Origin of the sequence: Rhizomicrobium sp. (assembly GCA_037200385.1) — a bacterium.
Taxonomy (GTDB): Bacteria; Pseudomonadota; Alphaproteobacteria; order Micropepsales; family Micropepsaceae; genus Rhizomicrobium.
The window spans coordinates 3,455,537-3,477,967 of record JBBCGL010000001.1 but is presented as its reverse complement, the minus strand read 5'-3'; the positions used below and the strand labels follow the sequence as shown (position 1 = coordinate 3,477,967).

Below are 22,431 nucleotides of genomic sequence, written 5' to 3'. Positions count from 1 at the left end.
ATTGCGGAGAGGTTCGCGCCCCTTATGCGAACCCCTTCATACCTTGCCTGTTTCACCACCTGGGTCCCCTTCCCTCGCCGCGCTGCGCGCGGCTCGCCGGGGATGACAAGGGTTTGTAATGTCCCGCGAAGGCAGCCTCGAAGCGCCCACCCGTCATCCCATCGCCTGGCGCGACGAGGCGTTCTACGACGCGCAGGCGCTCGACAAGGAGATGCGCCGCGTCTTCGACATCTGTCACGGCTGCCGGCGCTGCTTCAACCTGTGCGATTCCTTTCCGCGGCTGTTCGACCTGATCGACAACAGCCCGACCGAAGAGCTCGAAGCCGTGGCGTCGGAGGACTTCGCGGGCGTCGTGGAGGCCTGCACGCTGTGCGACATGTGCTTCATGACGAAGTGCCCCTATGTGCCGCCGCATGAATTCCAGCTCGATTTCCCGCACCTGATCCTGCGCGCCCGCGCGGTCGAGCAGCGCCAGGGCAAGACGAGCTTCACCCAGAAGCAGCTCGCGGAAATGGACCGCAACGGCACCGCGGCGCGCTTCGCCGCGCCGGTGGTCAACTGGGCCTCGGCCAAGGGCAATGGCTTGACGCGGCCGGCGATGGAGGCGGTGGCGGGCATCGACCGCACCGCGGAACTGCCAAAATTCCACAGCCGCACCTTCGTGGCGGCGGATCGCCGCGATCCGGTGCAGGCGAACGGCGCAGCGCCGGCCTATGGCAGACGCAAGGCGGCGCTCTATGCCACCTGCTTCGTGAACTACAACAAGCCCGCCACCGGACTGGCGGCGCGCGCGGTGCTCAACCATCTGGGCGTCGAGACCAGGGTGGCCTATCCCGGCTGCTGCGGCATGCCGTTCCTGGAGCAGGCCGAGCTGGCGCGCGTCGCAAGCAATGCGGCCAAGGTCTCCAAGGAATTGGTCAAGCTGATCGACGAGGGCTACGACATCGTCGCGCTCACCGCCTCCTGCGGGCTGATGCTGAAATTCGAATGGCCATTGATCGTTCCTGAAAACGAAGATGTGCAGCGCGTGGCGAAAGCGACCTTCGACATCGACGAATATGTCGTCGACATCGCGAAGAAGGAGGGCCTCCCCGAAGGGATGACCGGCCTGCCCGAAGGCGTGACGGTGCACCTGGCCTGCCATGCGCGGGCGCAGAACATGGGGCCGAAGGCGGCGGAGATGCTGCGGCTGATCCCCAACACGCCGGTCGACGTGATCGAGCGCTGTTCCGGCCATGGCGGGACCTTCGGCGTGGTCAAGCCGACGCACGAGCTGGCGGTGAAGGTGGGCCGGCCGGTGTTCCGCACCGCGAGCAGCCAAGGGCGCGGCCATATCGTCAGCGACTGCCCGCTGGCGGCGCAGCATATCGTGCAGCAGGTGGGCGAAATGGCGGAGCGGGACGGAAAGCCGGCGAAGGTGCGCGAGCCCGAACATCCGATCCAGATCCTCGCACGCGCCTATGGATTGGAGTCCGCCTGATGTCGCTCGCCGAACGCAAGATCACCGCCGCCGATATCCTGCCCGACGCCCAGTACAATGCGCAGCGCACGGAACTGCGCGCCGCGTCCATCGCGGCGAAGAAGAACCGGCGCATCGAGGTCGGGCCCTATGCGACGCTCTATTTCGAGAACTACCAGTCGATGTGGCTGCAGGTGCAGGAGATGCTGCGCATCGAGAAGGGCGGCGCCGAGCAGATCGCGGGCGAGCTCGAAGCCTATAATCCGCTGATCCCGCAAGGCTCGGAGCTGATCGCGACCATGATGATCGAGATCGAGGATGCCGACCGCCGCGACCGCGAGCTCAAGAAGCTCGGCCATGTCGAGGACAGCGTCTTTCTCGACGTCGGCAAGGAACGGATCAAGGGCACGCCGACCGATTATGAAGACCGCACCACGGCGGACGGCAAGACCTCCTCGGTGCACTGGCTGCGCTTCGTCTTCACGCCGGCGCAGGTCGCCGCGTTCCGCGCCGGGCACGAGCCGGTGGTGATCGGGATGAGCCATCCCAATTACGGCCACATGGCGGTGATGCCGGCCGCGGTGCGCGACGCGCTGGCGGACGATTTTTCTTAGTCATCGTCTTCCCCGCAGCGGATGAGGTGGAAGCGCTATGCCGCGCCCATGAAGTCGCGCTTGCCGATCTCCAGGCCGAGGCTGCGCAGGATGTCGTAGGCCGTCGTGTGGTGGAAGAAGAAGTTCGGCAGGGTGAAGCCGAGCAGGAATTGCTCGCCCTTGAACGGCATCTCGCGGCTGCCGAATTTGAGCACGATGTCCTTGTCGTCGGTGCCGTCGATCTGTGCCGGCGTCGCGCTCTTCACGAAATCGAGCGTCTTCGTCACCCGCTCCTTCAGCGCGGCGATGGTGGTCTCGGCCGCGCCGAATTCGGGCTGCGGCAGGCCGGCAAGCTGGGCGACGCCCCGCGCCGCATGGGCGCAGACCTGGCCGACCTGGACCGCGAGCGGAAACATGTCGGGATAGAGCCGCGTGCCGAGCAGCACGGCCTGGTCGAACTTCTTCGCCTCCGCGAACGCGGCGGCCTTGTCGAGCACGGCGGCGAGCGCCGTGAGATGGCGTGTAAAGACCGGGACCGATACCCGATACATCGAAATGGTCATTGGCGCTTCCTGTCGTGTTTGCGATGGCAGCGTTGCGCGAGATTGGCGGCTGCCGCGTGCAGCGTCATGCTATGCTTCGCGCCGGATCGCAACAGGAGGACAGCATGCTTGAACTCTATTATTGGCCGACGCCGAACGGGAAGAAGGTCACCATCCTGCTCGAAGAGCTCGGCGTGGCGCACACGATCAAGCCGGTCAATATCGGACGCGGCGACCAGTTCGATTCCGAATTCCTCAAATTCTCGCCGAACAACCGCATGCCGGCGCTGGTCGATACCGCGCCGAAGGGCGGCGGCGCGCCGATCCGCATCTTCGAATCGGGCGCGATCATGATGTATGTCGCCGAGCGCGAAGGCCGCTTCTTCCCGCAGGACACGGCGAAGAAATACGACGTCATCCAATGGGTGATGTGGCAGATGGGAAACCAGGGCCCGAAATTCGGCGAGCAGGGGCATTTCGCCCGCGCCTCGCAGAACGCGGCGAACGGCGACCTGACCTATGCCGTCACGCGGTTCTCCGACGAGGTGCATCGGCTCTACGGCGTGATGAATCTGGGGCTGCACAACAAGGAGTGGCTGGCGGCCGGCGAATACACGATCGCCGACATGATCTGCTATCCCTGGGCGTCGGGCTACAAGCTGCGCAAGATCGACCTCGACGAATTCCCCAATGTGAAGCGCTGGATGGAGCGCGTGGAGGCGCGCCCGGCGGTGAAGGCGGCGATGGAAGCCGCGTTGCCGCCCGACGCCGCCGAGGACCCCAACACGCTGTCGGATGAGGAAAAGGCGCGCCGGGCGAAGCTGCTGACCAACCAGCGCGCGACGAAGATACCGGCGGCCTGGGGTAGGGCGCTTGCATGAATTGACCGCCCGGCATCCGGCCAAGCGATACATCGGCATCGCGCATCGGATGTGAGCACCACTTGTCATCCCCGGCCGAGCAACGCGATAGCGTTGCGAGGGGAAGGGGACCCAGGTGCCGGTCGCCGCGACGGGACTTCCCGCCTGGGTCCCCGTACGCTGTCGCTACGGGGTCCCTTCGCGATGCTGCGCATCGCTCAGCCGGGGATGACAGTGGTGCTTGAGTTAAGAAAGTTTCAGCCCCGTCGCCGCTTCGAGCTCCGCAATGGCCTGGGCGCCGCTTTCGACCTTGATCGTCGTCATGCCCATGGCGCGGGCGGGCTTGAGGTTGCCGCCGAGGTCGTCGAGGAAGACGCAGGCGGCGGGCTTCACGCCGAGCTGCTCGCACATCAGCTCGTAGATCCTGGGGTTCGGCTTGCGGATGCCGAGCTTGGCGCTTTCGATCACCACGTCGAACATCTCCATGATCTCGCGGGCATAGAGGGTGCGGCCCGCCGCGGTTCCGCCGGTCGCGTTGTGCGGCATGTTGTTGGTGATGCAGCCGGTCTTGAGGCCCGCGGCGCGGACGCGGCGCAACGCTTCGATCACCTCCGGCCGAAAGTCCCCCGCCAGCAGCGGAAGGACGTCGCGGCCGGGAATGGTGTGGCCGAGCACCGCCGCCTCCGCAGCGAAAAGCTTGTCGAAGCCGTCGATATCGACCTTGGACTGCTCGAACTGGGCCCAGGCATTGGTTTCGTGGTTGGCCGAGTTGATCTTGCGGATCGTGCCGACCGGGATGCCGCGTTCCGCTTCGTAACGTGCGAAGGCCTCGAAGGGCGAGGTCGTGAAGACGCCGCCGAAATCCCAGATCACCGCTTCGATCATGTCCGTCCTCAATTCGCTTGCTTCAAAAAGCAGGCCGCGCCCTAATCGGTCAAGCTCCGGCAGCAGACCGCGACAATAGGTGAGGGATGGCGCTTCAATTCCGCAAGGCCTCGTACGAGCCCGGCGTCGCCGGCTTCGGCAATGGCTGTTTCGCTTACCTGCAGCCGGACGGCGGCTGGGGCTTCTCCAATGCCGGACTGGTGACGGATGGCGGCGAGGCGCTGCTGATCGACACGATGTTCGACGATGCGCATACCCGCGCCATGCTGGACGGCTTCGCGCGCGTCAGCGACGCGAAGATCGGCACGCTGGTCAACACACATCACAATGGCGATCACTGCTACGGCAATGGCTGCGTCGGCGACTGCGAGATCATCGCGACCGTCGGCGCGGCGGAGGCGATGAAGCACGAGACGCCCAAGGGTCTCGCGCAGTTCATGACGGCGGCGCCGGGGCTGGGCGTGACCGGCGAATATCTCGTCCATTGCTTCGGCGATTTCGATTTCGAGCGGTGTTCGGTGCGGGCGCCGGACACGACCTTCACCGGCCGCCTGTCGCGGATGGTCGGCGCCAAGCGCGTCGAGCTGATCGAGGTGGGGCCGGCGCATACCGGCGGCGACGCGCTGGTCCATGTGCCGGACGACAGGACGCTGTTCACCGGCGACATCCTGTTCATCGGCGGCCATCCGATCCTGTGGGCCGGGCCGGTGGGGAACTGGATCGCGGCCTGCGAAACGATCGCGGCGATGGACGTCGAGACCATCGTGCCGGGCCATGGGCCGGTGACCGACCAGCGCGGCGTCGCACGCGTGAAGGACTATCTCGTGCACGTCCGCGACGCGGCGCGGGCGCGCTACGACGCGGGGCTGGGCGCGCTGGAGGCGGCGCGCTCCATCGCGCTCGACGATTTCGCCGGCTGGGGCGATGCCGAGCGCATCGCGGTCAATACCGCCACGCTCTATCGCGAATTCGGCGCCAAGGACGTGCCGTCCGACGCCGCCACGCTGTTCGGCTGGATGGCGCAATTGTGGAAGGACAAGAGATGACCGTCATCGTCTACGAGCATCCGCTGAGCCCTTACGCCCAGAAGGTCAAGATCGCGCTCGACGAGAAGGGCGTGCCCTACGACGCCAAGATGCCCAGCGCGATCGGCAGCGGCCAGCCTGACACCGAATTCCTCAAGGCCAATCCGCGCGGCGAGGTGCCGGCGCTGATCGACGGCGAGACGCGGATCTTCGATTCCACCATCATCCTCGAATATATCGAGGACAAATGGCCGACGCCCGCGCTGCTGCCCCGGACGCCGGCGGCGCGCGCCACCGCGCGCACCATCGAAGACGTGATGGACACGCATTTCGAGCCGATCAACTGGGGCATGGGCGAGATCCGCTGGTTCAAGCGGGCCGAGGGCGAGCGGGCGCGGACCATCGAGGCCAAGGCCGCGATGCAGGCGCGCGGCATCTATGCCTGGCTGTCGCGCCATCTGGACGGCAAGACCTGGTTCAACGGCGAGAGCTTCGGCTGGGCCGATCTGTCGGTCGTGCCCTATCTGAACGGCGCGCTGGGCAGCGGCTTCGCGCCCGACAAGGGCTCCGCGCTCAGCCAGTGGCTGGAGCGCGCCAATGGCCGGCCGTCGGTGCAGAAAGCCTCCAAGGCGGCGGCGGAGGTGATCGCGAACATGGCGCTGGTCGCCGGCGCGGTGCAGAGCGGGATGTTCAAGCGCGAATATCGCGACCATCGCCTGGAATGGATGATCCGCTCGGGCGGCATCGACGTGGTGCTGGAAGGGATGAAGAAGAACAACATCCGGTTCTCGAATGAACTCTCCTAGTCCTTAGCCGTCATCACCCGCACATGCGGTGATCCAATTCGGATCGCGGAAAATGGATCGCCCGGACAAGCCGGGCGGTGACGGGTTTCGGTGAAAAGGAATATTGAATGACCGACGAGATCATCCTGCACAACTATCCCAACTCGCCGTTCTCCGAGAAGGTGCGCGTCGCGTTCGGGATCAAGGGGCTGTCCTGGCGCTCGGTGATCCAGCCGGTGATCATGCCCAAGCCCGATCTCATCCCGCTGACCGGCGGCTATCGCCGGATCCCGGTGATGCAGATCGGCGCGGACGTGTTCTGCGACAGCCAGATCATCCTGCGCGAGCTCGAGCGGCGCTTCCCCGCGCCCAGCCTGTCGCCGCAGAACAAGGGCGCGCCTTACGGGCTCGGCTTCTGGGCCGACCGGCAGGTGTTCCAGGCGGCGGTCGCGATCATCTTCGGCGAGATCGGCGACAGGGTGCCGGAGGATTTCAAGAAGGACCGCGTCGCGCTGAGCGGCGGCGGCTTCTCGTCGGAGGCGCTCAAGCGCGCCGTGCCGTTCATGCGCGACCAATACCGGGCGCATCTGCGCTTCCTCGAAGACCAGCTCTCCGACGGGCGGCCGTTCTGGGGCGGGGCGCAGGCCGGGCTGGCCGACATCCACGCCTTCATGAATCCGTGGTTCGTCGCCAACGCCCTGCCGCACAAGGCGCAGGAGACCGTCGCCGAGTTCGCGCAGGTGCAGGCATGGTACGCACGCATGCGCGCCATCGGGCACGGCCCCTCCAGCGCCATGATGCCGGGCGAGGCGCTGGCGGTGGCGAAGGCCGCGACCGCGACGGCGCAGGACGCGGCCGATCCGCACGATCCGAACGGCCGCAGGCCGGGCGACAGGGTGACGGTGGCGGCGGACGATTACGGCCGCGATCCGGTCGCCGGCACGCTGGTGTTCGCCGATGCGCATGAGATCGCGGTCCGGCGCAGCGACCCGGCCGTCGGCGAGGTCGTGGTGCACTTTCCGCGCGCGGGCTTCGTGGTGATGAGCGCCTAGAGTCTGTTGTGATCAGATGGAGTCACCAAAAGCTTGTCATGGCTTGCATCAACTTGAAAGCAACGGACTCTAGTGTCCTGATTCAGAAGTTCTAGCGTTTTTGGCTTGGTAGTTGGCGATCTTCAGGGTTGCGAGACAGAAGCGCTTGATGGAGGCCAGGATGTCGTCTGCGGTCTTTGTCCACCGGAAGGGCTTTGGGTCGTCGTTGACGCATTTGATGTAGTCGCGGATCGCGGCTTCGAGCTGGCGCGTCGAGCGGTGGGCGCCACGGCGGATTTTGCGTTCGCTCAGATCGGCGAAGAAGCGTTCGACCTGATTGATCCAAGAGGCGGAAGTGGGCGTGAAGTGGACATGCCAGCGCACACGCTTGGCCAGCCAGCGGCGGATCGCCGGCGTCTTGTGCGTGGCGTAGTTGTCCATCACCAGGTGGATGTCGAGATCGTCCGGGACATTGGCCTCGATCTCGCGCAGGAACTTCAAGAACTCGCTGCCGCGATGGCGCGCGAAGCATTTGCCGATCACCGTTCCGCTTGCCGTATCGAGGGCCGCGAACAGCGACAAGGTTCCGTGGCGGGTATAGTCGTGACTGCGCCGCTCGGCTTGTCCGGGCCGCATCGGCAGCAAGGGTTGCGTGCGATCCAGCGCCTGGATTTGGCTCTTCTCGTCGACGCACAGAACCAGCGCCCGCTCCGGCGGAGCGAGATAAAGGCCGACGATGTCGCGAACCTTCTCCACAAACAGCGGGTCGCCGGAGAGCTTGAAGGTCTCGCTGCGGTGCGGCTGAAGACCGAAGGCCTGCCAGATGCGGTGGATCGTCGAGGGCGCATGACCAACCGCCCGCGCCATCGAGCGCAAGCTCCAATGGGTCGCGTTCGCCGGTGCCGCCTCCAGCGTCAGACGGATCGTCTCGGCAATCTCGTCGTCACCGATCTGGCGCGGTGCGCCCGGACGCGGCTCGTCGTAAAGCCCCTCCAGGCGCTTGGCCGCATAGCGCCGACGCCACGATCCCACCGTGTTCTGGCTCGCCCCAAGCCGCTCCGCGATGACTTGGTTCTCAACTCCGTCCGCCGCCATCAGGACAATTTGCGCACGACGCGCCAGTCCCTGTCCCGTCTTGCGCCGCCGCGCCAATCCCTCAAGCTCTCGCCGTTCCGGCGCGCTCAACTCAATCGCGGGTGCAGGCTTGCCCATCCATCATGCCCTCCGAATCACTCAGACATGATCTCAGAAACTTCTCGATCAGGACACTAGGCGCTCTGTGCCACGGCGAGCGCCGGCTTGGGCGTGAAATAGGTGCAGGCGAGGATCGTGTTCGGCTTGCGCCCGCCATTCGAGAGCGGGGCCGAGAAGCTTTCGCCGTTGAGGTAGGAGACCCGGGGAATGGTGAAATAGCTCAGCATGCGCATCGGCGCGCCGGCGTCGAGCACCGCGTCATAGGCCGCGATCCAGCGCGGCATGCGGTCGGGTGGGATCGACATCTCGAGGAACTGGCCGGTCTGCTCGCCGAAGCGCTGGGCCAGCGCGCTGCCGTAGAAGCGGAAGCGATAGCTCGGCCGGCCGATGGCGTTGGTGGCGCGCTCCACGATCGAGACATGGCGCAGGAAGGGCTTGAGCGCCCGCGCATCGAAGTCCGCGCGGGCTGGAAGCCCGCCCGCCGCCTTCGCCTTCTCTTCCCAGATCGTCCGCAGTGCACTGAGTTCGGGTTGACGGAAATCGAGGTCCATGTCCGCTCGCATGGACCAGCCTTCTCGTTCGGACATCGCGTTGAGCCGCTTCGCTACATCATTCATGGCCGGCCCAGGTTGTACCCACCCCTCTCGCCAAACCATTAACGAATTGGAAGGAACTTTAACGGTCGTCGAGTTCCCTGCGCGGCTCGGCATAGGTGACGGACAGGATCAACGGCTCGGCCGCGCCCGGCAATTCCAAGGGCGCCAGGAAGCTTTCGCCGATCAGATAGGCGATTTCCGGGGCCTGATAGTGGGTCACCACGCGCAATGGCCGGCGGATCGCGAGCAGCAGATCGTAAACCGCGACGAAGCCGGCCAGGCGATCGGGATGGACCCGTTCGTCGAGAAATTTCCCCGAGCTGTCGCCGCCGTAGCGCGCCAGCGCCGTGCCATGCAGGCGCACGCGATAGCGGCGGTGGTCGGCCGATTCGGTCACCCGCTCGAGCAACGTCATATGGGTCATCCAGGGTTTCATCGCACGGGCGGTCAGGTCGGCGCGGCAGGGCATGGCGCGGGCCTGCGCCTTGTCCCGCCATAGCTGGCATACGGCATCGAGTTCGGGATGCGCGAAATCCTGCGCCGGGGCGCAGACAAAAGGCCAGCCGCGGACTTTCGCCCGCTGGTTGAAGGCGCCGATCGCGGCAGCGGCGGAGGGCATCGCCGGACTATCGGATTTTTCGGTCAACATCCGGTTAAGCCGGGCGGGCTTGCGCGCAACCGCCCGCTCCGCAAGGCTGCGGAAAACGCTCGAGGGCAAGACGATGGACCAGGCCGTTTCCGCAGAGGTCGAGATCGCGCAAGGCAGGCTGAAAGGCACCGCCCGGGACGGGGTGCTGCGCTTCAATGGGATTCCCTATGCCAAGCCGCCGGTCGGGCCGCTGCGCTGGCGGATGGCGGCGGCGCCGGAGCCCTGGGCAGGCGTGCGGGACGCCGCCCTGTTCGGCCCGATCGCGCCGCAAGTCGGCGCCGCCGCCGGCGCGGTGCTGGGCGGCACGCCGGGGACGCGCTCGGAGGACTGCCTCCATCTCAACATCCAGACGCCGGGCTGCGACGACGCGAAGCGTGCGGTGATGGTGTGGATCCATGGCGGTGCCTTCAACACCGGCGCGGGCAGCGTGGGGACCTATAACGGCAAGTTCCTCGTGCCGCGCGGCGACATCGTGCTGGTGACGATCAACTACCGGCTCGGCGCGTTCGGCTTCCTGAACCTGCACGACGCGACCGGCGGCAAGCTGCCCGGGACCGGCGCCGAAGGCCTGGGCGACCAGATCGCAGCGCTGCGCTGGGTGAAGGACAACATCGCGGCGTTCGGCGGCGATCCGGACAACGTCACGATCTTCGGCGAGAGCGCCGGCGGCATGAGCGTCGGCGCGCTGCTGGCCGCGCCCGGCGCGCGCGGCCTTTACCACAAGGCGATCCCGCAATCGGGGGCAAGCGACATCGGCTATCGCCGCGAGGCCTCGGCGAAGATCGCGAAGATGGTGCTGGACAGGCTCGGCACGGACGATCCGACACAGCTTCCCTGGGAAGCGATCCTCGAAGTGCAGAAGGCGATGCTGGAGGCGCCGCGCGAGGTCGGCGTCGGCATGCCCTTCGCGCCGACGATCGACGGGACCGTGCTGCCCCAGCGCGCCATCGCCTGCGTCGCGGCGGGCTCGGCCGCGGGCGTGCCCCTGCTCACCGGCACGACACGCGACGAGTGGAAGCTGTTCACCATCGCGGCCGAGAACCTCAAGACGCTGGACGAGACGGGGCTGCGAAAGCTGACGACACGGCTGGTCGGCGAGGCGCATGCCGATGACGTGGTCGGCGCCTATGAGAGCGGCACACCGTTCGACCGCTGGAACGACATCATGACGGATCACAGCTTCTTCGTGCCCGCGACGCGGCTGTTGGATGCGCAGGGCGCGCACGGGCCGACCTATGCCTATCGCTTCGACTGGCCGTCGCCGTTCCTGGGCGGCGCGCTGGGCGCCTGCCATGCGCTGGAGCTGGGCTTCACCTTCGGGACCTATCAGATGAAGGGCGCGGCGCCCTTCTTCGGCGCCGGCCCCAAGGCCGATGCGCTGGCCGCGGAGATGATGGACAGCTGGATCGCCTTTGCGAAGAACGGCAATCCCTCGAACGACACCTCGGGCGCCTGGATGCGCTATGACGCCGCCAGGCGCGCGACGACGATCTTCGGCGACGGCATGCCCCATGTGACGGCGCGGCCCAACGAAGTACGGCGCAAGGCGTGGGAGGCCGTGCCGGCCGACCGCATCGGACCTTGACGCTTCGCGCGCATGGCGCGGCGGGTTTTCGACCGGAACCCTCTATCGCTGCGCAAGCTGTTCGAGATCCGCCTCCAGCAGATTTCGATCGTGCATGTCCTCGACCAAGACGAGCAGCCGGTGCGCCGCCGTCAGATGGCGCTCCGTCTCCGCCCGGTCGCCCATCAGCTTGTGCGCCCGCGCGAGCGCTTCATGCGCGTAGGCCACGAAGAAGGGCGGCAGGCCGTTACTATAGGACAGGCAAATCCCGCCCAGCCTGACCGCCGTGTGAGGATCGCCGATCAGCGCATGGACCCGCGAGGCCTGCCAATAGCCGACCGACAGCTTTTGGTTGTCGCAATCGGGACGGTTCGCCCAATGAAAGATCGACGCGTAGCTCAAGGCGACCATCATGCGGTCGTCTTCCTCGGTCCGTGTTTCCTTCTCGATCAAATCCCAGGCGCGATTGAAGCAGTTTGCCGCGAAATATCGGTGTGCGGCGGCGAGATCGAAATCAGCAGGGCTGGGCATGGGCTTCCTATTGAATCCACATCGAGACGTCTTCTTCCGGAAATTGCCCGGAATTCCTTTGGTCGGCGAGGGGTACCCTCGGCACTGGCGCCGCACGCCATGCCTCGCCTTGTGTCCTTGCTCTTGGTGCTTTGTCCCAGGCTTCATGCTACGCCGCGCCATGATTTCCCGAAAAACCATCCGCCTCAAGCCCAAGGAAGGCCGCCGCGCCCGTGCCGGCGCGCCCTGGATCTTCTCCAACGAAGTGCAGATGGACGGGGCCGCGAAGGCGCTGGCGCCGGGCAGCGCAGTGAATGTCGCGTTCGACGACGGCCAGCCGGTCGGCACGGGATATTTCAATCCGAAGAGCCTGATCGCGGTGCGCCTGCTCGACAAGGCGCCGGACGTCGTCCTGGGAACCGGCTTTTTCGTGCGGCATCTGGAGCGCGCCTTGAAACTGCGCGATGCGGTCTATGCGCGGCCGTTCTACCGGCTGGTGCATGCGGAGGGCGATGGGCTGCCGGGACTGACGCTCGACCGTTTCGGCGACACGCTGGTGGCGCAGATCACCACGGCGGGCATGGAGGCGCTGACCGAGCCGCTGCTCAAGGCGCTCGACAAGGTGCTGGAGCCCACGACCGTCATCCTGCGCAACGACGCGCCGGCACGCGCCCTCGAAGGCTTGGACGAAACGGTCCGCGCAGCGAAGGGCGAGGCGGGTCGCATCGCGGTGGAGGAGAACGGCGCGCGCTATTTCGCCGATCTCACCGGCGGGCAGAAGACCGGCTGGTATTACGACCAGCGCGACAACCGCGCCTTCATGGCGGGCCTGGCGAAGGGCAAGAGCGTGCTCGACGCCTATTCCTATACCGGCGGCTTCGGCATTGTGGCCGCGAAGGCGGGCGCGACGGAGACGGTGTGCCTCGACTCGTCGGCGCCGGCGCTCGCGCTGGCGGAAGAATCGGCGGCGGCGAACGGCGTCGCGATCAAGGCCGTGAAGGCCGATGTGTTCGAGGAGATGGCGCGGCTGGCGGCCGCGAAGGAGACCTTCGACCTCGTGATCGCCGATCCGCCGCCCTTCGTGCGAGCGCGCAAGGATCTCGAGCCCGGCGCCAAGGCCTATCGCAAACTGGCGCGGCTGGCGGCCGAAGTCACCGCGCCGGGCGGGTTCCTGCTGCTCGCATCGTGCTCGCACAACATTCCAGTGGAACGCTTCGCGTCGGAATGCGCGGCCGGCATCGCAAAGACCGGACGGCGCGCGTCGCTGATCCGCCAGTCCGGCGCAGGACCGGATCATCCGGTGCACCCGATGCTGCCGGAGACGGCGTATCTGAAGGCGCTGGTCTACGCGCTGGACTGATCTCGCCGTGTCAGCTTATGGCGATGCCGCGCCCGTCTTGTCCGGCCACGCCGTCATCACCGCGTCGAACTGGGCCTTGCGGAAATCCGGGACCGCCCTGGTCTCGTCGCCGAAGACCAGCGTCGCGGGCGCCGCGCCGCCGAATTTCGGCCAGAGCGGCAGACCCGGCGCATTGGGATCGCCGGTCCTGGCGAAATTGGTCCAGTAGGACTGCACCAGGTCGACCATCGCCGTGTCCTGCGGCGGCGCGAAGACCGTGAGATCGCCGAGACCGAAAACGAAGGCCAATTCCCCGCCATGGCGTACGCCCTGCTCGCCGCGACGGCGCAGCAGGTCGGCGACGAAGCCGAAGCTGTAGAGATAGGTCGGCGTGGCGGCCGCGGCGTAGCCGGCGATATAGCGCGCGCTGCCCGCGAAGAAGCGGTCGCTGAAGAGCTGGCGATGGAATTCGGCATCGGTGGCGGGATAGAGCGCGCGCAGGGCCGGCAGGCGATCGCCGAAGGGCTTGGTCAGCCAGCCGGCGTCGTTGGCGTCGCCCAGCATGGCGCCTTCGTTCGAATTGGCGCCGATCAGCAGCGGCACCGGCGTGAAATGGCCGTGCGCGAAGGCGTCCGGCGCGTCTTCTTTCAAGAACGTGCCGTCGACGATCGGACCGGACGTGTCGTCGCCGGCGGCAAGGAGCGCGGCCACGCCGGCGGCGCGCAGCGATCTGGCGTCGGTCGCACCGAGCTTGGCCGCGACGGCAGCGGCGTCCTTGCGGGCGTGGTCGAGGGTGGTGGCGCCGAACAGGACCGAGGCGGATTCGCTGATCGCCCTGGCGAACAGGCCCTTCGCCTGCGGCAAGATCATCAGCAAGGCGACGCTGTCGCCGCCGGCGCTTTCGCCGAAGATCGTGACATTGCCGGCATCGCCGCCGAAGGCCGCGATGTTCCTGCGGACCCAGCGCAGCGCCGCGAGCTGATCCTCGAGACCGAAATCCGGCCCTTCGGTCAGCGCGGGATGGGCGAAGAAGCCGAGGCGGCCGAGACGGTAGTTGAAGCTGACGACCACGACGCCGCGATGCGCCAACCGGCTGCCGTCATAGCGCGGGATCGCGGCGCTGCCCGCGGTGAAGCCGCCGCCATGGATCCACACCATGACCGGCAGCTTCGCGGCGTGCTGCGCCGGCGCCCAGACATTGAGCGTCAGGCAGTCTTCGCTTTGCGGCAGGTTGGCGCGCTTCATCAGGCCGTCGGTCACGTTCTGCGGACAGGCGGGACCGAATGCGGATGCGTCGCGCGCGGCATGCCAATGCGGCGGCGCCTGCGGACTGCGCCAGCGCAGATCGCCGACCGGCGGCGCGGCATAGGGAATGGCCTTGTAGGAGTCGACGCCATCGGCGGATGTGCCGGTGAGCGGGCCCTGGCCGATGATGACGGTGGATGCAGCGGCAGGTGTGGCGAGGAGAATGGCAGCAAGGAGAAGCGCGCGCATCATGGCCGAACGCTAGGACGCGAGAACGCCGTCGCGCAAGGCGCGCGCGCAAATGTCATCAGATCGTGATCTGCGTGCCCAATTCCACCACCCGGCCGGGCGGGAGCTGGAAGAAGCGCGCGGGCGACAGCGCGTTGGTCGCGAGCCAGGTGTAGAGCGCGATGCGCCAGCTCTTGATGTCGGGATGCTCGCCGGCCACCAGCGTCTCGCGGCCGAGGAAGAAGGTCGAGGTGTCGGCGTCCAGCGCCAGGCCGTATTGCCGGCAGCGCTCCAGCGCCTTGGGCACGTCGGGGAATTCGAAGAAGCCGAAGCGGATCTTGACCTCGAAGAAGCCCTTGCCGAGCTTCTTCACCTCGACGCGCCGCGCTTCGCTGACGAAGGGCACGTCGTCCACCGTGATGCTGGTGAGCACCACGCGCTCATGCAGCACGTGATAATGCTTCAGGCTGTGCAGCATCGGGCCGGGCGTCACATCGGTGCGGGCCGCCAGGAAGATCGCGGTGCCGGCGACGCGCTCGGCCGGGGCGCGGGCGAGGAACAGGTCGAGCGGCAGCGTGCCGTCGCGCAGATGATCCATATGCACGCGGCGGCCGACGCGCCAGGTGTCGATCAGGACGAACACCATCGCCGCCATGGCGAGCGGCAGCCAGCCGCCCTGGATGACCTTCAGCGTGTTGGACGACAGGAAGGCAAGATCGACGAGGCCGAGCAGGCCGAACACCGCGAAGACGACCGGGCGGCGCCAATGCCACTGGCGGATCGCGACGACCGCCACCAGGAAGGTGCTGATCACCATCACGCCGGTGACCGCGATGCCATAGGCAGCGGCCAGCGCGTCGGAGGTCTTGAAGATCAGCACGATCAGCACGACGCCGATCGCGAGCATCGCGTTGATGCGCGGCACGTAGATCTGGCCGACCTCGGTCGCCGAGGTGTGGCGGATCTCCATGCGCGGCACCTGGCCGAGCTGGATCGCCTGGCGGGTGATCGAGAAGACGCCGGAGATCACCGCCTGGCTGGCGATGATGGTCGCGAAGGTGGCGAGGATCACGACGGGATAGTGCGCCCAGTGCGGCGCCAGCGCGTAGAAGGTGTTGCTGGCGGCCCGCGGGTCGGCAAGGACGATGGCGCCCTGGCCGAAATAGTTCAGCAGCAGCGCGGGCAGCGCGAAATACAGCCAGGCGTTGCGGATCGGGCCGCGCCCGAAATGGCCCATATCGGCGTAGAGCGCCTCGCACCCGGTCACCGCCAGCACGACGGAGCCGAGCGCGACGAATGCCGTCCAGGGCTCGTGCACGAACAGCGCGACGCCGTAGCTGGGCAGCGCGGCCCACAGGATTTCGGGATCGCGGGCGATGGCGGCGGCGCCCAGCACCGCCGTGACGACGAACCAGAGCACCATGACGGGCCCGAACAGCTTGCCGATGCGCTCCGTGCCGTAGCGCTGCAGCAGGAACAGGCCGACCAGGATCGCCAGGGTGAGCGGCAGGATCAGCGCCTTCAGGCTGTCGCTCTCGACGCCCAGGCCTTCGACCGCCGAGAGCACCGAGATCGCCGGCGTGAGCATGCCGTCGCCGTAGAACAGCGCGAGGCCGGCCAGCGACACCAGCGCGATGGCGGTCTTGAGCCGGCGGCCCAGACCGCTCGAACGGTGCGCCAGCGCCGCCAGCGCCATGACGCCGCCTTCGCCGTTGTTGTCGGCGCGCATGATGAAGACCACGTATTTGACCGTCACCACGATCAGCAGGGCCCAGAAGATCAGCGAGATCGCGCCCAGAACCGCGGCATGGCCCGGCAAGGCGCCGCCCGCGGCCACGACCGAGTTCTTCACCGCATAGAGCGGGCTGGTGCCGATGTCGCCGAACACGACGCCCAGCGCACCGAGCGTCAGCCCCGCCTCGCGCCGCCAGCCGCCGGCTCCCCTCGCTGTCATCGTCAGATCGTTACCTGTGTGCCCAGCTCGACGACGCGATTGGGCGGCAAATGATAGAAACGGGCCGGCGACAACGCGTTCGACGCCAGCTGCATATAGAGCCAAGTGCGCCAGCGGCCAAGCACCGGATGCTCGGCCGGCACCAGCGTCTCATGGCCGATGAAGAAGGTCGCGGTGTCGACATCCACGACGATCCCGAAGGGGCGCGCCTCGCTGAGGGCGCGCGGCACGTCGGGCGTTTCGAAGAAGCCGTGATGGATGCGCACGCTGTAGAAGCCTTTGCCGAGCTTTTCGACCTCCAGGCGCTTGTCGGCCGGGACCAGCGGCTTGTCCTCGACCACCACGTTGCAGAGGATCACGCGCTCATGCAGCACCTTGTTGTGCTTGAGGTTGTGCAGCAGCGCGCCGGGCATCACGTCGTTGCGGGCGCTCATGAACACCGCGGTGCCCGCGACGCGGGTGGTGAACTTGTCGGCGCGCGCGAGGAACAGGCTGAGCGGCATCGACTCGCTGCGGATGCGGTCCTGATGCGCGCGGCGGCCGATGCGCCAGGTCTCCATCACCACGAACACGCCGGCCGCGATGGCGAGCGGCAGCCAGCCGCCCTGTGGGATCTTCAACATGTTGGACAGCAGCATGGTCACGTCGATCAGGCCGAGCAGGCCGAACACGCCGAAGGCCAGCTTGATGCCCCAATGCCATTGCCGCGCCGCCACCAGGCTGACATGGAAGGTGTCGATCACCATCACGCCGGTCACCGCGATGCCGTAAGCGGCCGCGAGATTGGTGGAGCTGCGGAAGATCAGGACGATCAGGACGACGCCGATCAGCAGCAGGGCATTCATCCGCGGCACGTAGATCTGGCCGTAATCGGTCATCGAGGTGTGGCGGATCTCCATGCGCGGCAGCTGGCCCAGCTGCACCGCCTGGCGGGTGATGGAGAAGACACCGGAGATCACCGCCTGGCTGGCGATGATCGTCGCCAGCGTCGCCAGCGCCACCAGCGGGAAATGCGCCCAATGCGGCGCCATGGAATAGAACGCGGTGGCGGCGTGATGCGGATTGAGCAGCAGCGAGGCGCCCTGGCCGAAATAGTTCAGCATCAGCGCGGGCAGCGCGAGGGCGAACCAGGCGAAGCGGATCGGATGGCGGCCGAAATGGCCCATATCGGCATAGAGCGCCTCGCAGCCCGTCACCGCCAGCACGACGGAGCCGAGCGCGACGAACGCCGTCCAGGGCTCGCGGAAGAAGAGCTCGACGCCGTAATAGGGATTGAGCGCGGCGAGGATCTGCGGCGCGCGGACGATCCAGCTCACGCCCAGCACGGCGAGGACGATGAACCACACGATCATCACCGGCCCGAACAGCCGTCCGATGCGCGCCGTGCCGCGGCTCTGGATCAGGAACAGGCCGATCAGGATGATCAGCGAGAGCGGCATCACCAGCGGCTCGAGCGAATGGCGGCCGACGGTCAGGCCCTCGACGGCGGAGAGCACGGAGATCGCGGGCGTCAACATGCCGTCGCCGTAGAACAGGGCGAGACCGAGGATCGCGCCGAAGCCGATCATCATCTTGACGCGGCGGCCGAGCCGGGCCGAGCGGTGCGCCAGCGTCGCGAGCGCGAGCACGCCGCCCTCGCCATTGTTGTCGGCCCGCATGATGAGGACGACGTATTTGAGCGTCACGATGATGACGAGGGCCCAGAGGATCAGCGACAGGGCGCCGAAGATCGCCGCCTGGTTGGGCATGGCGCCGCCGGTGGCCAGAACGGTCTCGCGCATCGCATAGAGCGGGCTGGTGCCGATATCGCCGAACACCACGCCGAGCGCGCCGAGCGTCAACATCGCGTCGCGCTTCCACGAGCGCGGGCCGTCCGCCGCCGCGGGCGGATGCGCCGCGGGCACCTCTAGGCCGGCAAGCGGGTCGTTCGGCGCCACGGGGGACGCGAGGCTGTCTGGAGGGCTCACGGTTTTGTTTTGGGGCTCATCCGGCGGGGCGGTAACGCGAAGCTGGCCTTGTTGGTTTGCGACGCTCTCGCCCCCTTCCGGGCGGGACTCTCGATACGGCCGGTCGGCGGGCCGCTCGCGAAGGCGGGGAAAATAGGCCTATGCGGGGAACACGCAAAGAGGGGCGAGGCGGAATGGCGCACAATTCCGCTATCTCTTTGGGTTCGCTGATGAACTGGCTGGCCCGCTGTGCCCAAGAACGACACGCCGAGGACGACCGTGCCGTGCGATCCGCAATCGCTTGATCGCTTCACGGGTCTTCGGCGACTTCGCGTTCCGCTAGCGGGCGTCGTCGGCGGCGTCGGAGGCGGCGATCTGGCGGGCGATCGGATCGTCGCCTTGCGGCGCCCGGTAGGACGCCACCACGGGGTTGCCGTTGGCGGGGCCGGGTCCGATGAAGCCCTGGACATGGTAGGTTCGCGTGCCCCAGGAACCGCCCCGGATATTCCACACCTTGACCTGGGTCCAGTCATTGTCCGGGCTGACATCCACCACCGGATCGTTGACGTAGATCGCGCCATCGTCGAGCCAGTTGGCGTGGTCGATGCGGATCTCGCGCGGCGAGACGATGCGGCGGACCACCGCGACATGGGCGCGGCGCTTACCGTAGCCGTTCAGCACCAGGATCGAACCCAGCACCGGATCGCTGCCTCTTGCATACTGGCCGGCGGCCTGATCCCACCAGGTATAGGCGTTGCCGTGCAGGTTGACCTGCGAGTGGTCGCGGGCATAGGGCACGCATTGCAGATGGGCGCCTTCGACCGTACCCGGCGCCGTGCTGGCGTCGTCATCGTCGGGGAAGAGGGTCGGATCGGCCAGCGGGCCGGCCGGGGTGGTCCCACGGTCGGCATGGGCATAGCCGAGATCCGCTGCCGACGATTCCGTATCCGCCATCGCGCCGCAGCCGCCCAGGAGAGCGCAAAGGCACGCAGCCGCAAGGACACGAAGAGTCGGGACAGACGTCATGCAATTTTCCCCTCAAGGGCCGAAGCAGCGGCCCAGGGGCCACGCTACCAGCAGCGGTTCAAATCGCAGTTAAAGCCTTGGCCTGCATTTGAAAAGGTCAAAATTCGCTTGACCTTTCAACTATTCTCCGGGCCGATTTTGCGCTGCGGCATGGCCGCGCCCGATCCGGACAGCCCCATCGCCCCGATCGAGACCAGGCCGGTGACCGCGAAGAAGAAGAACGGCGCGCTCCAGGCCTGCTCGGCGAAAGCGAAAATCGGCAGCAAAAGGCCGATCACCAGCTCCGGTCCGCCGCGCCAGCCGCCGGCATAGCGCTCCCCCGGACGCAGCGTCCGATGGAAGGTCATCTGGGAGCTGAAGAAGGCCTCATAGGTCGCGCGGGTGTTGGCGAGGATGAGGCCGGAGGGGAAGATCACCGCCAGGGCGATGGAGCGGGCGATGCAGGGCAGGCCCTCGCGCCCCAGCATGCGCTGGCCGAGATAGAGATAGCCGGTCGAGGCGATGAGGCCGAGGGCGGAGACCGTGAGACCCAGCGTCGAGACCGAGGCGATATAGACCACGCCCAGATACATCAGCGTCAGGCTGATCACGGCGCTGAAGAAGGCCAGGGTGTAGAACGCGAACTGGCACATCTGGAGCGACATCGCGGTCTTCTTCCAGACGGGCATGTCGCTGGCCCAGATCAGCGGCATCAGCTTCACGGCCGTCTGGGCGTGGCCCTTGGTCCAGCGCGCCTGCTGCGCCCGCCAGGCCGCGGCGGTCTCCGGCAGTTCGCCCGGCACTTCGATGTCGGAGAGCATGGCGGTGCGCCAGCCCTTCATCGCGCAGCGCATCGAGAGGTCGAGGTCTTCGGTCAGCGTGTCGCCGGTCCAGCCGCCGCCATTGTCGATCGCCGCCCGGCTCCAGACGCCCGCAGTGCCGTTGAACGACATGGGCAGGCCGGCACGGAAGCGGCCCTCCTGCTCCACCGCGAAATGGGCGTCCAGAAGCATGCCCTGGGCGCGGGTCAGCCAGTTCTTGGTGCGGTTGGCATGGCCCCAGCGCGCCTGGACATAGGCCAGGCCCTGGTCGGCGACCAATGCCGGCACGGTGCGGCGCAGATAATCGGTCGGCGGCACGAAATCGGCGTCGAAGATCGCGACATAGGGCGCGTCCGAATGGGTGAGGCCGAAGGCCAGGTTGCCGGCCTTGAAGCCCGAGCGCTCGCCGCGGCGCAGCACCTTCAGGTTCACGCCTTCGGGCACCACGCTCATGATCGCGCGGATCAGCTCTTCGGGATTGCCGGTGCGGCCGTCGTCGAGGACCTGGATCTCGAGCTTGTCGCGCGGCCAGTCCAGCCTGGCGGCGGCGGCGGCGACGCGGACCGCCAGCGGGCCCTCGTCGCAGACCGGAAGCTGCACCAGGACGCGCGGCAGCGCCGCGTCCGGCAGCAGCGGCATGCGCACCCGCGGGGCAGGCTTGAAGAGGCGGAAATAGGCCAGCGCGACGAGCTGGAGCGACAGCACCGCAATGAGGCACAGCACACCGGCCAGCATGCATTGCAGGAGGATCGATAGACCGGTCATGCGAAGCGTTCGGACCCCACTCAAATTTCCGAAGAAAACGCCCCGTTGCACCGGGGGGTGTCATTTGGCCGGAATCTGTAACGGCCGGTTAGCTTTAGCAAGCTTGGGGCAAAGCCTCAATCGAGGGTCCGGCGGAAGCGCAGCAGGGCGATGGTTCCCACCGCAACCAGAAAGAGGAGAAGCGGCCAGACATCCGGCCAGATTTCAGCCGGTCCGTTGCCCTTGAGCAATATGCCGCGGACCACCCGGAGGAAATGTGTCACGGGCAGGACCTCGCCGATCCACTGTGCCCAGACCGGCATGCCGCGGAACGGAAAGGCAAAACCGGACAGCAGGATGGCGGGGAGCAGGAAGAAGACCATCATCTGCATGGCCTGGAGCTGGTTCTGCGCGATGGTAGAGAACGTATAGCCGACGGCGAGATTGGCCGCGATGAAGACGATCAGCACGGCGCCCAGCAGGGTCAGCGAGCCGAGCATCGGCACGCCGAAGACCAGCCAGGCCGCGAGCAGGACGAGCGCGGCCTGGACCAGCCCGACCACGATGTTCGGGGCGATCTTGCCGATCATGATCTCGACCGGCGTGACGGGCATGGCGAGCAGGTTCTCATAGGTGCCGCGCTCGCGCTCGCGGGTCAGCGCCATGGAGGTCATCAGCACCATGGTCATGGTGAGGATGATGCCGAGCAGGCCGGGCACGATGTTGTACTGGGTGATGATCTCGGGATTGTAGAGGCGATGGATCACCGCGGTGAAGGCGGGCGCCGGCGACGCGCGGATCGCCAGTGCGCCTGTGAGATCGTCGCGCAAGGCGTCGGTCGCGAGCTCGCCCAGCGCGCTCACCGCATTGGAGGACGAGGCGGGATCGGTGGCATCGGCCCGGATCAGGAGTTCGGGCTGCGCCCCGCGCACCAGGTCGCGCGAGAAATTGGTCGGGATCTCCACGACGAACGAGACCTTGCCCTGCGCCAGGAGGCGGTCGGCCTCCCGCGGATCGTTGGTCGCTTTCAGGACGTCGAAATAGCCGGAATTGTTGAGCGCCGCGACGATGGAGTTCGCGAAGGTGCCCGGATCGGAGATCGAGACCGCGGTCGGCAGGTGCTTGGGATCGTTGTTGATCGCGAAGCCGAACAGCACGAGCTGCATCAGCGGCACGCCGAGGATGAGCCCGAGGGTCAGCCGGTCGCGCCGCATCTGGATGAACTCCTTGTCGAGCACGGCAAGGATGCGGCGGAAGGAGAAGCGGTGAGATCTGGTTGGGGGCGACGCAGCACTCATGCGGCGGACCTGTCGGGGCCCGTTGCGGGCGCCGCGATCCCATCTCCGTTGTCATCCCCGGCGAGCTTCGGGCGCGCCAGCGTCCGAAGCGAGGGAAGGGGACCCAGACGGAGACGCTTCTGCGCAGCGGAGAGACCTGGGCCCCCTTCCCGCACCGC

General features: G+C 66.9%; 20 protein-coding genes. 8 read left to right on the top strand and 12 right to left on the bottom strand.

The window, feature by feature from the left end; genetic code table 11:
- The first annotated feature begins 118 nt into the window (after window positions 1-118).
- Complete coding sequence (locus WDM91_16600) at window positions 119-1,480, top strand: heterodisulfide reductase-related iron-sulfur binding cluster (GenBank protein MEI9996218.1); 1,362 nt, start codon at window positions 119-121, stop codon at window positions 1,478-1,480.
- Window positions 1,480-2,073 carry a DUF3501 family protein gene (locus WDM91_16595; protein ID MEI9996217.1) on the top strand — a complete coding sequence of 198 codons (594 nt, stop codon included), beginning with the start codon at window positions 1,480-1,482 and terminating at the stop codon, window positions 2,071-2,073. The genes WDM91_16600 and WDM91_16595 overlap by 1 nt, the downstream gene beginning before the upstream one ends.
- Window positions 2,074-2,108: 35 nt before the next feature.
- On the opposite strand, the gene WDM91_16590 is transcribed toward WDM91_16595, so the two are convergent.
- On the bottom strand, window positions 2,109-2,615 hold the full coding sequence (locus WDM91_16590) for a DUF1993 domain-containing protein (protein MEI9996216.1): 507 nt from the start codon (window positions 2,613-2,615) through the stop codon (window positions 2,109-2,111).
- A 104-nt stretch (window positions 2,616-2,719) separates the two neighbouring features.
- Here WDM91_16590 and WDM91_16585 point away from each other — a divergent pair, with 104 nt between their 5' ends.
- Window positions 2,720-3,475 (top strand): glutathione binding-like protein, encoded by a 756-nt coding sequence (locus tag WDM91_16585; protein MEI9996215.1) that lies wholly within the window; start codon window positions 2,720-2,722, stop codon window positions 3,473-3,475.
- A 225-nt stretch (window positions 3,476-3,700) separates the two neighbouring features.
- On the opposite strand, the gene WDM91_16580 is transcribed toward WDM91_16585, so the two are convergent.
- Window positions 3,701-4,339, bottom strand: a complete 639-nt coding sequence (locus WDM91_16580; GenBank protein MEI9996214.1) for an HAD-IA family hydrolase — start codon at window positions 4,337-4,339, stop codon at window positions 3,701-3,703.
- 86 nt (window positions 4,340-4,425) lie between these two features.
- Between WDM91_16580 and WDM91_16575 the strand changes: the two genes are divergently transcribed.
- The 3 genes from WDM91_16575 to WDM91_16565 all read left to right on the top strand — a co-directional run bounded on the left by WDM91_16575 (window position 4,426) and on the right by WDM91_16565 (window position 7,201).
- A complete protein-coding gene (locus tag WDM91_16575) occupies window positions 4,426-5,385 on the top strand; it encodes an MBL fold metallo-hydrolase (protein MEI9996213.1) in 960 nt (319 codons plus the stop codon).
- Window positions 5,382-6,170: a glutathione S-transferase family protein gene (locus WDM91_16570; protein MEI9996212.1), complete on the top strand. Its 789-nt coding sequence runs from the start codon at window positions 5,382-5,384 to the stop codon at window positions 6,168-6,170. The genes WDM91_16575 and WDM91_16570 overlap by 4 nt, the downstream gene beginning before the upstream one ends.
- A 107-nt stretch (window positions 6,171-6,277) precedes the next feature.
- Window positions 6,278-7,201 (top strand): glutathione S-transferase family protein, encoded by a 924-nt coding sequence (locus WDM91_16565; GenBank protein ID MEI9996211.1) that lies wholly within the window; start codon window positions 6,278-6,280, stop codon window positions 7,199-7,201.
- Between the two features lie 69 nt (window positions 7,202-7,270).
- On the opposite strand, the gene WDM91_16560 is transcribed toward WDM91_16565, so the two are convergent.
- From WDM91_16560 to WDM91_16550, 3 genes are all read right to left on the bottom strand, one after another.
- Window positions 7,271-8,392 (bottom strand): IS630 family transposase, encoded by a 1,122-nt coding sequence (locus WDM91_16560; GenBank protein MEI9996210.1) that lies wholly within the window; start codon window positions 8,390-8,392, stop codon window positions 7,271-7,273.
- 56 nt (window positions 8,393-8,448) lie between these two features.
- Window positions 8,449-8,937: a PAS domain-containing protein gene (locus WDM91_16555; GenBank protein ID MEI9996209.1), complete on the bottom strand. Its 489-nt coding sequence runs from the start codon at window positions 8,935-8,937 to the stop codon at window positions 8,449-8,451.
- 112 nt (window positions 8,938-9,049) lie between these two features.
- A complete protein-coding gene (locus WDM91_16550) occupies window positions 9,050-9,619 on the bottom strand; it encodes a hypothetical protein (GenBank protein MEI9996208.1) in 570 nt (189 codons plus the stop codon).
- 73 nt (window positions 9,620-9,692) lie between these two features.
- Between WDM91_16550 and WDM91_16545 the strand changes: the two genes are divergently transcribed.
- The gene (locus tag WDM91_16545) at window positions 9,693-11,204 is read left to right on the top strand and encodes a carboxylesterase/lipase family protein (protein MEI9996207.1); all 1,512 of its coding nucleotides are present in this window, start codon (window positions 9,693-9,695) and stop codon (window positions 11,202-11,204) included.
- Between the two features lie 42 nt (window positions 11,205-11,246).
- Here WDM91_16545 and WDM91_16540 read toward each other — a convergent pair whose 3' ends face one another.
- Window positions 11,247-11,714, bottom strand: a complete 468-nt coding sequence (locus WDM91_16540) for a hypothetical protein (protein ID MEI9996206.1) — start codon at window positions 11,712-11,714, stop codon at window positions 11,247-11,249.
- Window positions 11,715-11,874: 160 nt separating this feature from the next.
- Between WDM91_16540 and WDM91_16535 the strand changes: the two genes are divergently transcribed.
- Entirely contained in the window at window positions 11,875-13,053 is a 1,179-nt protein-coding gene (locus tag WDM91_16535; GenBank protein ID MEI9996205.1) for a class I SAM-dependent rRNA methyltransferase, read from the top strand.
- A 15-nt stretch (window positions 13,054-13,068) separates the two neighbouring features.
- Here WDM91_16535 and WDM91_16530 read toward each other — a convergent pair whose 3' ends face one another.
- The 6 genes from WDM91_16530 to WDM91_16505 all read right to left on the bottom strand — a co-directional run bounded on the left by WDM91_16530 (window position 13,069) and on the right by WDM91_16505 (window position 22,273).
- On the bottom strand, window positions 13,069-14,529 hold the full coding sequence (locus WDM91_16530) for a carboxylesterase family protein (GenBank protein ID MEI9996204.1): 1,461 nt from the start codon (window positions 14,527-14,529) through the stop codon (window positions 13,069-13,071).
- Window positions 14,530-14,584: 55 nt separating this feature from the next.
- Window positions 14,585-16,459, bottom strand: coding sequence for a potassium transporter Kup (locus WDM91_16525; protein MEI9996203.1), 1,875 nt, complete (start codon window positions 16,457-16,459; stop codon window positions 14,585-14,587).
- Window positions 16,460-16,461: 2 nt separating this feature from the next.
- Window positions 16,462-18,426 carry a potassium transporter Kup gene (locus tag WDM91_16520; protein ID MEI9996202.1) on the bottom strand — a complete coding sequence of 655 codons (1,965 nt, stop codon included), beginning with the start codon at window positions 18,424-18,426 and terminating at the stop codon, window positions 16,462-16,464.
- A gap of 318 nt (window positions 18,427-18,744) precedes the next feature.
- Window positions 18,745-19,359, bottom strand: coding sequence for a CHAP domain-containing protein (locus WDM91_16515; GenBank protein MEI9996201.1), 615 nt, complete (start codon window positions 19,357-19,359; stop codon window positions 18,745-18,747).
- A gap of 188 nt (window positions 19,360-19,547) precedes the next feature.
- Window positions 19,548-20,996 (bottom strand): glycosyltransferase family 2 protein, encoded by a 1,449-nt coding sequence (locus WDM91_16510; GenBank protein ID MEI9996200.1) that lies wholly within the window; start codon window positions 20,994-20,996, stop codon window positions 19,548-19,550.
- Between the two features lie 116 nt (window positions 20,997-21,112).
- Window positions 21,113-22,273, bottom strand: coding sequence for an ABC transporter permease (locus WDM91_16505; protein MEI9996199.1), 1,161 nt, complete (start codon window positions 22,271-22,273; stop codon window positions 21,113-21,115).
- Between the last annotated feature and the right edge of the window lie 158 nt (window positions 22,274-22,431).